Consider the following 17,536-nt stretch of genomic DNA (forward strand, 5'->3'; position numbering starts at 1 on the left):
GAAAAACGAAAATACAGATTAATTTAATAGATTACTTTTTATAATGAGAAATAAATATTAAAAAAAATAGACTATTTAGTATCTAAACACAAACAAGTAAATAATCGTTTTGCAACTGTTCTTTTTTATATATTCAAAACTTTAAAACAACAATATATTACAGCAACCTATAAAACATAATTTTCTAAGTAAAACCTTAGAAAGATGCCTAAAAATGAGCAACTCATCTTTTAATTTCATACTACTTAAATAATAATTTTATTGTTTATTTTGTCTAAAAAATTTAAAATAAATAATTTTTTAGAACAAGTATGTGACTATTGAGAACAAATAGTGTCAAAATATTTATACACAATAAAATAAACACTACTTTTGTAGCAATAAAATGTTTCTTAATATATGATTAATTATGTAAAAGAAACGAATGTATTTGGGGGAATACATCGTTTTAAATTGCATATTTCTACCCGTTTTCTTGTTCTATTCTTTCTTATTTGTATAGCATTTGAGTCAACTTACGCTCAAAATAATAGAACTATTTATGATGTACAGACTTTAAAATTAGATAAATCTACTTCCGATAAACTAGTCTCTTTTAAAGTTATACAACCCTTTTTAAATAGTATTGCAGATTTAAGACAACATGTTTTAGAGAATCTAGAAGATTATCCAATGGAGCAAAAAGCCATTGAAACCAGTAGAGATAAAAAACACGAAGCGCATAAGAGATGGGAAAGATATATGCGTAAACTACCTGTTTATGTCTATATGGTAAATGATATAAACGACTTTATTTCTGTTGAAACGCAACTAAATAAAAAAATTACTATTTGTAAAAAGTTTAATGATGAAATTATCATTAAAGTAAAAAACAAAAATAATTATAGAATTAATGGGGAGTTAGAGTTATTGCCTAATTCATTAATTAATTACCCATATAATGATAGAGAAGTTATTCAACTATCTAAAACACATTCAGAATCTTTTTTTAATTACATTAATGCAGGTAGAGCTACTTTTTCTTTACCAGCTAATGCTGAAATTAGCATTAAAATGCCAATCGTATATAATTGTGATGGCAAAAATGGCGAAACATACGATTTAAAAGATAAGGTTGAAATTGAACATAAAATAAACCTTAGCGGATATTTTTTTAACAAAAATAAAAAAGAATTATATAGGGTTACCTCTACAAAAATGGTTTCATCTATTATAAATATCATCAAATAAAAGCTTTTTAAATGAAAACAATTACTTTCAAAAACATATTACTGCTACTTACATTTTCTTTTGTATTAGCTTTAAACAGTAGCGCACAAACTAATATTGCTGGTGTTGTAAACACATATAAAACAGTTTCTGCTATTAGTGGTGTAAACATCACATTAGGAGATGCAACTGGTTTGGCTATAGATGACCCTGTAATGATTATTCAAATGACAGGAATAAGTGGTGGTGGTAATACTGGTGGAACAGACAATGGTGCAGGTAATTTTCATATTGCTACAATTACAGGTGTTTTTGGTTCTGGTATTACAATAGATAAACCTGTTGTAAAAACTTTTACCCCTTCTACAGAAAAAGTTCAATTAGTAAGAATTGCCAGATATACAAATGATGTAAATGTTCTTGGTAATGTAACTGCGCAACCTTGGGACGGAAGTACTGGAGGAGTTATTTTTATTGATGCATGCCAAAACAACATTACATTAAATGCAGATATTAGTGCAAGTGGTGCTGGTTTTTTTGGAAGAAACACCAATGGAAACGAAACTTCTACGTTTTGTGGACAAGCACTATCTTTTTTAAATACACCTGAGGAAAACTGGGGTACAAACCCAGCTTATTATGGAAATAACTATCCAAACTTTGTAGCCAATTCAGGAGGTACTGGTAGAGGTGGTCATGGTGGTTGCGACGATACTCAAGGATCACCAGATGGTGGTGCTGGTGTTGGTGGTGATGGAGCAAATTCAACTTCAGCAATACTTAGTTCTGGTGGTGGTGGTGGTGGTTACGGTGGTGGTGGTACTGGTGGTGGTAATGGTACCTCTGTTGGTGGTTTTGACGCAACAGCTACTGCAAACATTTTTGATACTGCTAATAACTTACGTTTTTTTATGGGAGCTACTGGTGGTTCTGAAGCAGAATGGGCTCCAGCAACTGGTAATGGAGGTGGAATTGTTATAATTTTAGCTGATAATATTACTACAGGCGGAGCAAATAGAGACATTCTTAGTGATGGTGATGCTGGGCCAAATACAGGTACTTTTACTTATGGAAGTTTTGGGTCTAGAGTTACTGGAGGTGCTGGAGGTGCTGGGTATATAGCTATAAAAGCAAATATCATTAATTCGACTGTAAGAGCCTATGCAAGAGGTGGTACAGCAACTGTACAAACTGCCCCAGCTTCACCAACATTTATAGAATATGGTGGTCCTGGTGGTGGTGGTTTTATCATCAGTACAGTGCCAATAACAACTAAATTAGTTACAAAAGGAGCAATTACAGCAGGTAACGGTGCTAAAGCAGCTGCAGATGGTAAAATTGTTGTAGATAGTAATATTGGTACTGTTTTAAGTTTGTTATGTGCTGGTGATGCCTGTGATGCAGTAGCTACAGGTAACCCAGATAGAGATAATGATGGTATTTCTGATACTTGTGATTTAGATAATGATAATGACGGTATTTTAGATACTATAGAAAGTGGTGGATTTGATCCTTATGGAGACGAAGATGGTGATGGAACTCTAAACTATTTAGATAATTCTGATCTTACTCCTGTAGATGGTGACCAAGGGTTAACAAATTACACAGATTCTAATGGAGATGGTATTCCTGATGTATATGATGCAGATGGAGATGGTGTACCTAATCATTTAGATTTAGATTCAGACAACGATGGTTTAGCAGATGTTATAGAATCTGGTGGGCAAGATATAAATAGAGATGGTTTAGCAGATGGAGCTTCAGGGCCAACAGGTGTACCAAGTTCTTCTGGCGCAGGTATCACACCAGCTTCATCAGATGGAGATACGCTGCCAAACTATTTAGATATAGATTCAGATAATGATGGTATTCCAGATAACATAGAAGGGCAACCTACAAGTGGCTACATACCACCAAGTCTACAAAATGGAGGTATATTTATAGACTCCAATGGTAATGGAGTTGATGATGCTTTTGAATTTTCTGGTATTATCGGTTTTACCCCAACCAATACAGATGGCACAGACAACCCAGACTATTTAGATGCAGATTCAGATAACGACGGAATTGCAGATATCGTAGAAAATGGAGATACAGATAACGCAATAGTAGATGTAAATGCAGATGCTGATGGAGATGGTTTAAATGATATTTTTGACGATACAGACGATTCTGCAATTCAAGGAGCTACTGTAAATGACGGAATTAATCCACCAAGTAATCTCAATTTAGGAGATGATGACAATGATTTCTCATTAGGAGGTGATGTAGATTATAGAGATAATCCATCTATTACAGATACAGATAACGATGGTATACCAGATTCTATAGATATAGATGATGATAATGATGGTATTTTAGATACAGAAGAAGGTTGTACACCTGCAACAGGTACATTTACAGAAAATTTATCTTTTACAACGGTAAGTGGTTCTGGTTTTACTTACAGCAGTAATAACATTACATATAATAACCCTGCATTTGGTCTCGGTTCAGATAATTTTGTAAATAGTACACATTCTCCTAATTTCTCAACCTATGGTGTAACTGGTGATTTCGAATTAGACTTTACTTTAGATGGCACCTATACAAATAATAATGATAGGGATGTTTATATTGGTATTAACGAAGCAGGTACAGAAGCAAGCATTGGTACTGCAGATGTGGATTATGCTTTTCGTATTAGAGCAAGTGGTACAGGAATTAGAGTTTACGAAAATGGAACGGATAGAGGAAGTTTGGGTATTACTGGAACAAGTGGTAATATTTTAACCATAAGAAAAGTAAGTGCACAAATTACCTATTTAGTCAATGGAACGTTAGAATATACAAGTACTGTTGATGCTAATGGTTCAGATTATTATGTAGACAACTCATTTTATGGACAATCGGATGAATTTGATTTAAATACTTTTAATGTTGAATTTAGTACAGTTATAGATGATTTAGACGGAGATGGTATTTCAAACTGTAGAGATTTAGATACAGATAATGATGGTATTCCAGACAATATAGAAGCACAATCTACAATTGGGTATATAACTCCTTCTGGAACAGATTCAGATAATGATGGTTTAGACGATGCTTACGATAGTACACCAAATGGTAATTCAGATGGAACAGGTTCTTTAGGATTAATTCCTCAAAATACAGATGGTACAGACAATGCAGATTATAAAGATTTAGATTCAGATAATGATGGTCTTTTTGATGTAGCAGAATCTGGAAGCGGATTAGCACATACAGGTGGAGTTGTAGATGGCGCTCCTGCTGCTTTTGGTACAAACGGATTAATTAATTCTTTAGATAATGGAGACAATTATACTGATCCAAATGGTTCTTTTGATGAAACACAAACAGATAACTTTACAGATTCAGATGGAGATATAGGCACAGGGGGAGATGTAGATTACAGAGATATATTTGGTGTTGTAGATACAGATAACGATGGTATTGCAGATGCTGACGATTTGGATGATGATAATGATGGTATACTAGATCTTATAGAAAATGGTAATTGTGATGTTTCATCTAAGGAAGAAATAGCTGTTCTTTACAGTGAAGACTTTGGTACTGGGACAGATAATAGAACAACAAATGCAAATGTTGTGAATCATTTGTATGATACAGCTGGATCAATTCCAGATGGTTCTTACGCAGTAGTTTCATCTCTTGATTCAGGATTACAATATTATAATCGAACAGATACTAACGGAGATAAAGATGCAAACATAGATCAATTTTCAGATCCTAATGTTGGAGGTTCTTCTAATGGTAGGTATTTAGCAATTAACATGATAAATACGGCTCCAACAGAGTTTTTCCGTCAATCGTTATCAAATTTAATTATTGGTGCAGATTATAGATATCGATTAGATATGGCGGGTTTATGTGATGGATGTCCAGATAAGCCTGAATTTTTGTTAGAAATCCAGCCTAGTGGTGGAGGAACTGCTTTACAAACAATTTCTTCGACTACTTTAGCCCCTGTTGTTGGAAATGATGATAATTGGAGAAGAGTAGTGTTAAATTTTACAGCAACTACTAATAGTATTGATATTGTTATTATAAATGAACAACCTGCTGGTGGACAGGGTAATGATGTAGGAATAGATAATATTGTATTTGGTGTACTACAATGTCCATCATCTGTAATTGACCCTGATGGAGATGGTATTATAAACTCATTAGATTTAGATTCAGATAACGATGGTATTCCAGATGTTATAGAATCTGGAGGTACAGATGCAAATAGAGATGGTAGAGCAGATGATCCAGTAGGTACTGCACCAACTACTAATGGTATACCAAGTTCTGCAGGTACTGGTAATACACCAACAGATACAGATGGTTCTGTTACAGAAGATCTTCCAGACTTTTTAGACATAGATGCAGATAACGATGGAATTCCAGACAATATAGAAGGACAAACCACAAGTGGCTGGGTGGCACCAAGTGGTATAGGTTCTGGAGTTGGAGGAATTACAGATTTAAATAATAATGGTGTAGATGATAATTACGAAACAGGTGCACTTGTTGGTTTAGATCCTACAAATACAGATAATGCAGATAACCCAGATTATAAAGACACAGATTCAGATAATGATGGAATTACAGATATTAATGAAAATGGAGATGGAAATACTTTGGCAAATACAGATTTAGACGGAGATGGTTTAGATGATAATTTTGATGACACAGACGATTCTGCTACAAATGGCTCTACAGTAAACGACAATCATAACCCACCAGCTCCAGGAAATTTAGGAGATGACGACAATGATTTCTCAAACGGAGGAAACGTAGATTATAGAGATGTACCAGGAACAGATACTGACAACGATGGAATTCTTGATGTAAACGATTTAGATGATGATAATGATGGTATTTTAGATGTGGATGAAGGGCACACACCAGAAAGTACTACGTGTACAACAGTTAACACACCCGTAGCTGGTGTAGGTGGCAGTAATGTACAATCAGGGCATGCAATAGCTCCATTTACGGAAATCAATGACGGTGTTGCGATAGATAATGAAGGTTTAGCAATGAATAATCTGGCTCACTATGCTGTAATTGACTTAGGTAGTTTAAGAGAATCATCTAGTACAGTTCGTTTCAATTGGTGGCAAAATGTCTCTGCAAATGTCAACCAGCAAACCATAACACAAGTCGCAACAAGCACCACTAACACACCTGGTACAAATCCTTTAGTTATCAATTACCAAGGTTTTGGTACGAGCGGATCTTTTATTTACACATTAAATGCACCTACTCAGTATTTATTAATAGATATGACAGTTAGAAATTCAAGTAGAATTGAAATAACAGAGGTTACAGTAGAGTCAAATTGTGTAACTACTGAAACAACTACAGATTCAGATGGAGATGGTATACCAAATCACTTAGATATAGATTCAGATAACGATGGTATTCCAGATGTTATAGAATCTGGAGGTACAGATGCAGATAGAGATGGTAGAGCAGATGGTACAGTAGGTACTTCTGGTAATACATTAGGTGTTCCAAGTTCTACTACTGGTGGTACAGGAAATACACCAACCAATTCAGATTTTGATACCATACCAGATTATTTAGATATCGATGCAGATAATGATGGTATTCCAGATAATATAGAAGGACAACCTTCTAAAACCTATGTAGCACCAAGTGGTGTTGGTTCTGGAGTTGGCGGAATTACAGATGACAATAATAATGGTTTAGATGATAATTATGAAACAGGTGGTTTTGTAGGTATAAACCCAGAAAATACAGACGGTACAGACAACCCAGACTATACAGATTTAGATTCTGATAATGATTTTATAGATGATATTTCAGAAAACGGAAATGTAAATAATGTAACCTCTGGTGTAGATACAGATGGAGATGGTTTAGATGATAATTTTGATGATAATGACGATTCTGGTATTGCAGGAGCTACCGTAAATGATAATCATAATCCACCAGCACCTGGTAATTTAGGCGATGTTGATAATGATTTTAACTCAATTGGAGATTTAGATTATAGAGATACTGGAGCCAATGGTTTACCAATCATTACACAAGTATATCAATTTGGTGATGAAAAATGGATAGAAATAACAAATATTAGTACCACTGCTAGTGTAAATCCAAATTTAATTAATATTCAGTTATATAAAGATAAAACAGGAGACCAAACAGGCGAAGTTCCAAATGCATTATATACTGTAGTAACAACCCTTGCTCCTGGTAAATCTGTATTGTTTAAAAATTCTGCAAATCTCATCACTAATTTAGGGGCAAATGCCACTGTAGTAGTAGATGATAATTTAACAGAAATTTCTGGAGGGAATGATATTATTACGTTATCATCAAAAATTAATTCTAATTCTTACAAGTTTAGATATGATGAAATTACCAGCGTTACAGATAAAACCTCTTTTGTAAGAATAGACGAAACTCTAACAGGAAATAAGAACTATACACCATCAGAATGGGTAGTTTTTGTAGACGATGCTCTAGATCCATACAGATTATTAGGAGCAGGAGGTACTGAAAGACATCCTCATGACCCACTTATTTCTGAAATTATAAGTTCTAATACAGACGCAAATACAATGTTAGGTTTGCACAGAGTAGATATTACAACTAGAACAGGTTCTGCTTGGTCTAATGGTTTCCCTGACCGTTCACGTTTTGTAGTGATAGATGAAGATTATGACCATTCTACAGCAAGATTAAGTGCCAGAAAACTAGAAATAGACAACAATAGTAAATTAGTTGTTACTAATAATCTATTGGTTGTTACTAATGATGTAAACTTAACCAATGCTAATGATGAAATTCGTTTGGTAGGTACCTCACAATTAGTACAAACTCATACAGATGCTACGAAGGTATCTGGACTTGGAAAACTTTTAGTAGATCAAAACTCTACAGTACCAAGTTTTTATAGATATAATTACATGAGTTCGCCTGTTACTTCTAACGGTACAACATATAGCTTAGAAACTGTTTTTAAAGATGGTACAACCCCTTTAGCTGCTTCAAATACTATTCAAGACATTACTTTTGTAGGTGGTTATGATGGTAATCATAATACAAATCCTATTTCTTTAGCTAGCTATTGGATTTATACCTATTCACCTTCTACTGATGGTCGTTCTAATTGGGCACAAAGGTCTGAAACAGGAACTATTGCTGCAGGAGATGGATTTATATTTAAAGGTCCGGGTGTTGCACAAAATTATACATTTACTGGAATCCCTAATGATGGTAATCTTGATGCTTCTAACATTGGTGCAGGACAATCTTATTTAGTAGGAAATCCTTTTTCTTCTGCTATAAGTGTTAAAAAATTTATAGAAGATAATGACAGCTCATTAACAGGAACACTTTATTTTTGGCAACATGCTTCTGAAGTAAATTCCCAAGCAGGTACTTCTACAGGACATAATTTTGCAGGATATATTGGTGGGTATGCTACTAGAACTATTGATTTAGGTGTTGCGGCAAATGCTTATACTGTAAATCAAAGTAATGGAACTAGTGGTACAGGAACAGGTCATACGTATGATGCTCCAGGGCTCTATATTCCTATCGGTCAAGGTTTCTTTATAGAAGGTGATGCAACCGGAGGTGCTGTTGTATTTAACAATAGTCAAAGAGAATTTATTGATGAAGCGGCAGGCGTTTCTGTATTCTTTAAAGGAGAAGAAACTGCTTCTAAAAATACCGGAAATTATGAAAACACTGTACCAATCATTAAATTAGGTATGGATTACTTAAACGAGCAAGCAATAAGTATTCACCGTCAAATCGGAATCTCGTTTAATCCTAACAATACTTTTGAGTATGAAAAAGGATATGATGCAGGTATCTATGACATAAGTACCACTGACTTTTATTGGAAATTTCCAACTGATGACACTAAATATGTAATCTCTGGTATACAAGATATAACTAGTGATTTAGAAGTACCGTTAGAAATAACAATGGGATATTCTGGTGAGGTTTCAATTACTGTAGATGAAATAAAAAATGTAAGTGAAAACGTATATATTATAGATAAAACAACTGGTATCTTTTATGAGATTATAAATACTAAAGCTGTATTAAATCTAAATGAAGGTGTATACACAGATAGATTTGTTTTAGGATTTAAACCCAACACCGCTTTATCTACAGATGATATTATTGATAATGCATACACAAACGTTTATGCAGATAATAAAAATCATACGTTAGTGATCTCTAAAAATTTAGAAGTTGATATTACAAATGTTGAACTCTACAATATATTAGGTGAAAAAGTGAGTCTTTGGAAAATTAAAAAACAAAATAATTCTTACAAATTAGACATTAAAAAACAAATACCAACAGGTATTTATATAGTTAGACTAAACACTAGTAAAGGTGAAATTAATAAGAAAATCGTGATTGAATAATAAGATAGTTTATAGAAAAGGTTAATATGAGTTTTACAAAAACATTTTAGCTCTAACAATAATTTTCAGATTGCCCCCCAGCTATATGAAACCCTTTTCTATTTAATTTTAATATCTTTTAGTAAAAACAAAATGTTAATTATCAAATTCAAAAGAAATAGATAATTTTATTTATAAGAATTATAAAATGGCTTTAATACAAATAGTTCCACCACCTGCACCACCTCCCCCGCCACCAGGACTCCCAATTGATAATGGAATAATAATACTCTTTATAGTAGCAATACTGTATGGTTCTTTTATTATTATCAACAATATTAAAAGTAAAACACAATATTAAAGAATTTACCCCATCAAATTTAAAGTGATGGGGTTTTAAGTACAATGAAAATTGGTTTTATAATAAATTCCTAATTTGAATACATTTCCTTTCCTTCTAAAACTATACACCTAGGCTTCTTCTATCAAAAATTGGTGCTTTATTAAAAACAATCCAAAATTCAGTATACATAAAGCAGATTTCGTATCTTTGCGCCCCATTCCAAAGAAAAAAATGAGATTACATAGAAACTTAACTTTTGCGGTTATAGACAGCATTAGAGATATATTTAACGAAGGTGTTTACGCTGATAAAGCCGTAGAAAAAGCATTAAAACGTGATAAACGTTGGGGTGCAAGAGATCGAAAATTTGTTGCAGAAACCATATACGATATTGTACGTTGGAACAGGTTATATTCAGAAATTGCTGAAGTAAAAGCTCCTTTTGATAGAGATAACATTTGGAGATTATTCTCTGTATGGTGTATTTTAAGAGGAATTCCATTACCAGATTGGAATCAAGTTGGTGATGTCCCAGAAAGAAAGATTAAAGGTCGTTTTGATGAATTGTCTAGAACTAGAAAATACAGAGAATCTATTCCTGATTGGATGGATGAAATGTGTGAAAAAGAATTAGGTGAAGAAATTTGGACGAAAGAAATTGCTGCTTTAAATGTACAAGCAAGTGTAATTTTAAGAACAAATACATTAAACATTTCTAGAGAAATTCTTCAGAAAAAATTACATGCAGAAAATGTAATTACAGAGTTTGTTCCTGATCATCCAGATGCATTGATATTACCAGAAAGAGCAAATGTATTTAAAACAGAAGCTTTTCATAATGGTTATTTTGAAGTACAAGACGCCTCTTCTCAATTAGTAGCAGCGTATTTAGATGTTAAACCTGGTATGAAAGTAGTAGACACTTGTGCTGGTGCTGGTGGTAAAACCTTACATTTATCTGCTTTAATGGAAAACAAAGGGCAAATTATTGCCATGGATATTTATGAAAGTAAACTTCGTAAACTTAAAGTTAGAGCCAAAAGAAACAAAGCACACAATATTGATATGCGTGTAATTGATTCTACAAAACCAATTAAAAAATTACACGGTAAAGCAGATAGAGTTTTAATTGATGCTCCTTGTTCTGGATTAGGTGTTATTCGTAGAAACCCAGATTCTAAATGGAAACTACAGCCAGAATTTATTGAGAATATAAAAAAAATACAACAAGATGTTTTACAACAATATTCTAAAATGGTAAAACCAGGAGGAAAATTAGTGTATGCTACATGTTCAGTTTTACCCTCAGAAAATCAAGATCAAGTTAATCATTTCTTAACATCAGAATCAGGAAAAGATTTTACCTTTGTTTCAGACAAAAAAGTATTAGCACATATTTCTGGTTTCGACGGGTTTTACATGGCACTTTTAGAAAGAAAATAAAACTCTATATTTATTGCTGATATTAGAGTTGCTATTACTGAAAAAGAAAGTATCTATTTTTTAATTTAACAACAATATAAATGGTGAAAAAACTACTTTTATTAATTTTTATTACATCATTCTCAATCTCATTTTCTCAAGTTGAATCATATTATGATGATGTCAATTTAGCTTTGATTGGAATCGATCTAAAAAATGAATTAGCTACTAAAATTATAGCTACACATACAAACATGCTAACATATACTCCTGGAGTATGGGAAGCATCAAAAATAACAGATGCTAACCCTTCGAATAGCTCTGAAGTGGTTTTAATTTATGGTTGGGAAGATGGCTCTGATGGAGATATTACAAACGACAGTACTAGAGATAATAGTTTGCAAGATAGTGGTGGTGGTGCTTCTTTTGTTTGGAATAGAGAACATGTTTTTTCAAAATCATTAGCAGATCCTATTTTAATAACTACTAATCCTGGTCCTGGAACTGATGCACATCATTTAAGACCTGCAGATAAAACAAGAAATTCAACTAGAAGTAATTATAAATTTGCATCTGGATCTGGTAATTCTAATCGTTCTTCAGTAACTTATAATGGTCCTGAAGGAGCAAATACAAGAGGTTGGTATCCAGGAGATGAATGGAAAGGTGATGTTGCTAGAATGATGATGTATATGTACGTACGTTATGGCGATCAATGTTTACCAACAGCTGTTGGTGTTGGTAATTCTACCTCTACTCCAGATGATATGATTGATTTATTCTTACAATGGAATGTTGAAGATCCTGTTTCTGAATTTGAAAAAGGAAGAAATACATTTCATGAAAATACCTCAAATACATATGCACAAGGAAACAGGAATCCATTTATAGACAATCCTTATTTAGCAACTGTTATTTGGGGAGGAGCAGAAGCAGAAGATACTTGGGGAACTTATACAACTAATGATAATGAAGCTCCAACAGTTCCAACTTCAGTTTCTTTAAGTAATATAACGACTTATTCTATAGATGCTTCTTGGACAGCTGCTACAGATAATATTGGAGTAACAAGCTATGATATATTTGTTGACGGAAATTTAAAAGGAAACTCTACAAGTACAAATTATACAATAACCGGACTATCTTCTAGTACAACATATGCAGTTACTGTTTTAGCAAAAGATATTTCAAATAATAAATCTAATCAAACAACAGCAGTTAATGGTACAACTTTAGTTGACAATGATGCTCCTACTACACCTACAAATTTAATTGTAACTAATGAAATTGGTAATTCTTTTAGAGTAAGTTGGACAGAATCTACAGATAACACAGCAGTAACAAGTTATGATGTATATTTAGACGGAACTTTTAACACGAACACAATAAATACTGCTACTACTATTACTAATTTAAATATTTCAACTACTTATAGCGTAACAGTTTTAGCAAAAGATTCAGCAAATAACGAATCTGCACAAAGTACTCCAGTAGACGCAACAACTACTGATGGGACTAATAATGCAAATGAATTATTTTTCTCTGAATATGTTGAAGGAACATTTAATGGTAATAATGCAATTGAAATTGTAAACCTTACAGGTAATACCATTGATATGGCTAATTATAGTATAAAAAAACAAACTAATGGAGCTGGTGGATGGATTAGTGAATTGCCTTTGTCTGGAACCATAAATATTAATGATGTATTTGTAATTATAAATAGTCAAGCAGAAGATGATAGTTTAAACTCTCAAGCTGATTTATCTTCTGGAGCACCAATTAATTTTAATGGAAATGACCCTATTGGATTATTCAAAAATGGATCATTAATAGATATTATTGGAGTTTTTAATAGTGGCGGAGGAAATTTTGCAGAAAACGTTACATTAAGAAGAAAATTATCAGTTTTAGAACCAAACATTGGTTCAGATAAAAATCTACCAGAATGGAATCTTAATGAATGGGAAACTTTCTCTGAAGACACATTTAACGGTATTGGTGTGTTTGATGGTGTTTTAAATATTGAAAATGAAATTTTCAACTCTTTTAAAATGTATCCAAATCCAGCAAATGGAAACAGCGTTTATTTTAATGTTACAGAAGATGTAACAATTAACATATATAATGTTTTAGGTAAATTGATTTCAATATCAGAAGTAACAAAAAATAAAAATAATATTGATATTTCTCAATTAGCTAAAGGAATCTATTTAGTAAAGATTAATTCCAGAAAACAATTTATCACTAAAAAACTGATAAAGAATTAATTTCTTATTTTTAAATTATAAAAAAAGACTGTCTAACTAGACAGTCTTTTTTTATGGTTAATAAACACGTGAACAACTATTAAATTTCAATTAAAATAAACTCACATTTTAATTTGAAAAAAAGTAAATTTGCACTTTTTACAACAATACCCAAAAATAACACTATAATGATTCATTTCTTTGGAAATAAGGACAGTAAAGTATTCGCCGTTCAAACAACAAAAGATTTAGCAAAAACAACAATTTCTAAACTGACTTGGTTATTTGCTAATCAACCAAAAATAGAAGAAACATCAATCGATGCTTTTTTTGTTGGTCCAAGAGCAGCTATGATTACTCCTTGGAGTACAAATGCAGTTGAAATTACTCAGAATATGGGTATTAAAGATATCATCAGAATTGAAGAATTTATTACTTCTACTGAAGAATTTTCTGACTTTGACCCAATGATTTCTGAAAAATTTAATGGTTTACATCAAGAATCTTTTGATGTACATATTCAACCAGAAGCTATTTTAGATATTGAAAACATTGCAGAATATAACGATAAAGAAGGTTTATCTTTAAGTGATGAAGAAGTTGAATACTTAGAAAGTGTTGCAACTAAAATTGGAAGAAAATTAACAGATTCTGAAGTATTTGGTTTTAGCCAAGTAAATTCTGAACACTGTAGACATAAAATATTTAACGGAACTTTTGTTATTGATGGTGAAGAAATGCCAACATCATTATTCAAATTGATAAAAGAAACGTCTAAACAATTTCCTAATGATATTGTTTCAGCATATAAAGACAACGTTGCCTTTGTAAAAGGACCAAAAGTGGAACAATTTGCTCCTAAAACAGCAGACAAACCAGACTTTTATCAAACATCTCTTTTTGATTCTGTAATTTCATTAAAAGCAGAAACTCATAATTTCCCAACAACTGTTGAGCCTTTTAATGGTGCTGCAACTGGTTCTGGTGGAGAAATTAGAGATAGACTTGCAGGAGGAAAAGGTTCTTTACCTTTAGCAGGAACGGCTGTTTATATGACTTCTTACTCTCGTTTAGAAGCTTCTATCGATTCCGTTAAGAATACAAGATATTGGGAAAATAAATTTGAAGCAAGAGATTGGTTATACCAAACTCCGATGGATATTTTAATTAAAGCATCTAATGGAGCTTCAGATTTTGGAAACAAATTCGGACAACCTTTAATTACAGGTTCTGTATTAACTTTTGAGCATGAAGAAAATTCTTCTTCAAGTGAATCTAAACCAAGAAAACTTGGATTTGATAAAGTGATTATGCAAGCTGGTGGAATTGGTTATGGAAAAGCAGAACAAGCTTTAAAAGACACACCTAAAGAAGGTGATAAAATTGTAATTCTTGGTGGTGAAAACTACAGAATTGGAATGGGTGGAGCTGCAGTTTCTTCTGCAGACACAGGTGCTTTAGATTCAGGAATTGAATTAAATGCTGTACAACGTTCTAATCCAGAAATGCAAAAACGTGCTGCAAACGCAGTTCGTGGAATGGTAGAAAGTGAAGAAAACTTTATTGTTTCTATTCACGATCATGGTGCTGGAGGACATTTAAATTGTTTATCAGAATTAGTAGAAGATACTGGAGGTAAAATCAATTTAGATGCATTACCTGTTGGAGATCCTACTTTATCTGCAAAAGAAATAATCGGTAACGAATCTCAAGAAAGAATGGGATTAGTTATTGCAGAAGAACATTTAGAAACTTTACATAAAATTGCAGATAGAGAACGTTCTCCTATTTATGATGTTGGTGAAGTTACAGGAAATGACCGTTTTACTTTTGAATCTAAATCAACAGGTGAAAAACCAATGGATTTAGCTTTAGAAGATATGTTTGGTTCTTCTCCTAAAACTGTTTTAACAGATAAAACTGTAAAAAGAAACTACAAGAATTCTAGATATAAAATTAAGAATTTTAAAAACTATTTAACGCAAGTTTTACAGTTAGAAGCTGTTGCTTGTAAAGATTGGTTAACAAATAAAGTAGACCGTTGTGTTGGTGGTAAAGTTGCCAAACAACAATGTGTTGGTCCGTTACAAATTCCGTTGAATAACGTTGGTGTAATGGCATTAGATTATAAAGGAAAAGAAGGAGTTGCAACTTCAATTGGTCACTCTCCTATTTCTGGATTAATTGATCCTGCTGCAGGAAGTAGAAATGCAATTACAGAATCTTTAACCAATATTATTTGGGCTCCTTTAAAGGATAATTTAGATTCAATTTCATTGTCAGCCAACTGGATGTGGCCTTGTAAAAACGAAGGTGAAGACGCTCGTTTATATAAAGCTGTAAAAGCGGTTTCAGAATTTTCTATAGATTTAGGTATCAATGTACCAACAGGAAAAGATTCTTTATCAATGAAGCAAAAATATGCTGATGATGAAGTTATTGCTCCAGGAACTGTTATTATTTCTGCTGCAGGTAACTGTAATGAAATCAGTAAAGTTGTGGAACCTCTTTTAAAAATTGATGGAGGAAACATCTATTATATTAATATTTCTCAAGATGAATTTAAATTAGGAGGAAGTTCTTTCCACCAAGTTTTAAATACAATTGGAAATCAAGCTCCTGATGTAAAGAATTCTGCTTTTGTAAAGAATACTTTTAATACAATTCAAGAGTTAATTAAAGGTGATAAAATTACTGCAGGACACGATGTTGCTTCTGGTGGTTTAATTACAACGTTATTAGAAATGTGTTTTGCTGATGTAAATTTAGGAGCAGATTTTAATATTTCTGCTTTAAATGAAGAAGATTCTATCAAAGTTTTATTTTCTGAAAATTCAGGAATTGTTTTTCAAGCAGATGCTTCTGTAGAAGCAATTTTATCAGAAAATAACATTGAGTTCTTCAATATTGGAACTGCAAATAATTCAGGAACTGTAAATATTCAAAACTGTGAAGAAAACTTTACGTTTGATGTTGCTGAAATGAGAGATATTTGGTATAAAACTTCTTTCTTATTAGATCAAAAACAAACAGCTAATAATTTAGCTCAAGATCGTTTTGATAACTATAAAAATCAGCCTTTACAATATACTTTCCCTAAAAACTTTAAAGGAAAATTACCAAAAATAAATTCAAAAGGAACAAAACCAAAAGCGGCTATTATTCGTGAAAAAGGTTCTAACTCTGAACGTGAAATGGCAAATGCAATGTATTTAGCTGGTTTTGACGTAAAAGATGTTCATATGACAGATTTAATTTCTGGTCGTGAAACTTTAGAAGATATTCAGTTTATTGGCGCTGTTGGAGGTTTCTCTAATTCTGATGTTTTAGGTTCTGCAAAAGGTTGGGCTGGAGCATTTTTATACAATGCAAAAGCTAAGAAAGCGTTAAAGAACTTCTTTAAAAGAGAAGATACTTTATCTGTTGGTATTTGTAATGGAGCACAATTATGGATGGAATTAGATTTAATTAATCCTGATCATAAAGTACATGGTAAATTAGTTCATAATGATTCTCAGAAACATGAAAGTTCTTTTACTTCTGTAAAAATTCAAGAAAATGATTCTGTAATGTTATCTAGTTTAGCAGGAACAGAATTAGGAGTTTGGATTTCTCATGGAGAAGGTAAATTTAACTTACCAGAAGCTGAAGAAAACTATAATATTGTTGCAAAATATGGTTATGAAGGATACCCAAATAACCCAAATGGTTCTGATTTTAACACAGCTATGATGTGTGATAAATCTGGACGTCATTTAGTTACAATGCCACACATTGAGCGTTCTACTTTTCAATGGAACTGGGCAAATTACCCAGACGGAAGGCAAGATGAAGTTTCACCTTGGTTAGAAGCTTTTGTAAATGCTAAAACCTGGTTAACAAAATAATTTTACAAAAAAAGT

At 32.5% G+C, this 17,536-nt stretch carries 6 protein-coding genes; 5 read left to right on the forward strand and 1 reads right to left on the reverse strand.

Annotation, left to right across the window (positions count from 1 at the left end):
• Positions 1-399: 399 nt before the first annotated feature.
• Both BTO07_RS04850 and BTO07_RS04855 read left to right on the forward strand, forming a co-directional pair.
• Complete coding sequence (locus tag BTO07_RS04850; protein WP_087520158.1) at positions 400-1,230, forward strand: hypothetical protein; 831 nt, start codon at positions 400-402, stop codon at positions 1,228-1,230.
• A gap of 11 nt (positions 1,231-1,241) precedes the next feature.
• Positions 1,242-9,641: a T9SS type A sorting domain-containing protein gene (locus tag BTO07_RS04855; protein ID WP_087520159.1), complete on the forward strand. Its 8,400-nt coding sequence runs from the start codon at positions 1,242-1,244 to the stop codon at positions 9,639-9,641.
• A 180-nt stretch (positions 9,642-9,821) separates the two neighbouring features.
• Here BTO07_RS04855 and BTO07_RS17625 read toward each other — a convergent pair whose 3' ends face one another.
• Positions 9,822-9,953, reverse strand: coding sequence for a hypothetical protein (locus tag BTO07_RS17625; protein ID WP_257789764.1), 132 nt, complete (start codon positions 9,951-9,953; stop codon positions 9,822-9,824).
• A 241-nt stretch (positions 9,954-10,194) separates the two neighbouring features.
• Here BTO07_RS17625 and BTO07_RS04860 point away from each other — a divergent pair, with 241 nt between their 5' ends.
• The 3 genes from BTO07_RS04860 to purL all read left to right on the forward strand — a co-directional run bounded on the left by BTO07_RS04860 (position 10,195) and on the right by purL (position 17,521).
• The gene (locus tag BTO07_RS04860; RefSeq protein ID WP_087520160.1) at positions 10,195-11,406 is read left to right on the forward strand and encodes an RsmB/NOP family class I SAM-dependent RNA methyltransferase; all 1,212 of its coding nucleotides are present in this window, start codon (positions 10,195-10,197) and stop codon (positions 11,404-11,406) included.
• A gap of 80 nt (positions 11,407-11,486) precedes the next feature.
• Positions 11,487-13,655, forward strand: coding sequence for an endonuclease (locus BTO07_RS04865; protein WP_087520161.1), 2,169 nt, complete (start codon positions 11,487-11,489; stop codon positions 13,653-13,655).
• Positions 13,656-13,822: 167 nt separating this feature from the next.
• A complete protein-coding gene (gene purL / locus BTO07_RS04870; RefSeq protein ID WP_087520162.1) occupies positions 13,823-17,521 on the forward strand; it encodes a phosphoribosylformylglycinamidine synthase in 3,699 nt (1,232 codons plus the stop codon).
• Positions 17,522-17,536: the final 15 nt, after the last annotated feature.

Origin of the sequence: Polaribacter sp. SA4-12 (assembly GCF_002163675.1) — a bacterium.
GTDB lineage: Bacteria > Bacteroidota > Bacteroidia > Flavobacteriales > Flavobacteriaceae > Polaribacter.

Excerpts from the sequence above, each read along its gene's own strand:
- BTO07_RS04860 (WP_087520160.1), top strand. The coding sequence starts at position 10,195 with ATGAGATTACATAGAAACTTAACTTTTGCGGTTATAGACAGCATTAGA.
- BTO07_RS04855 (WP_087520159.1), top strand. The coding sequence starts at position 1,242 with ATGAAAACAATTACTTTCAAAAACATATTACTGCTACTTACATTTTCT.
- purL (WP_087520162.1), top strand. The coding sequence starts at position 13,823 with ATGATTCATTTCTTTGGAAATAAGGACAGTAAAGTATTCGCCGTTCAA.
- BTO07_RS04850 (WP_087520158.1), top strand. The coding sequence starts at position 400 with ATGATTAATTATGTAAAAGAAACGAATGTATTTGGGGGAATACATCGT.
- BTO07_RS04865 (WP_087520161.1), top strand. The coding sequence starts at position 11,487 with ATGGTGAAAAAACTACTTTTATTAATTTTTATTACATCATTCTCAATC.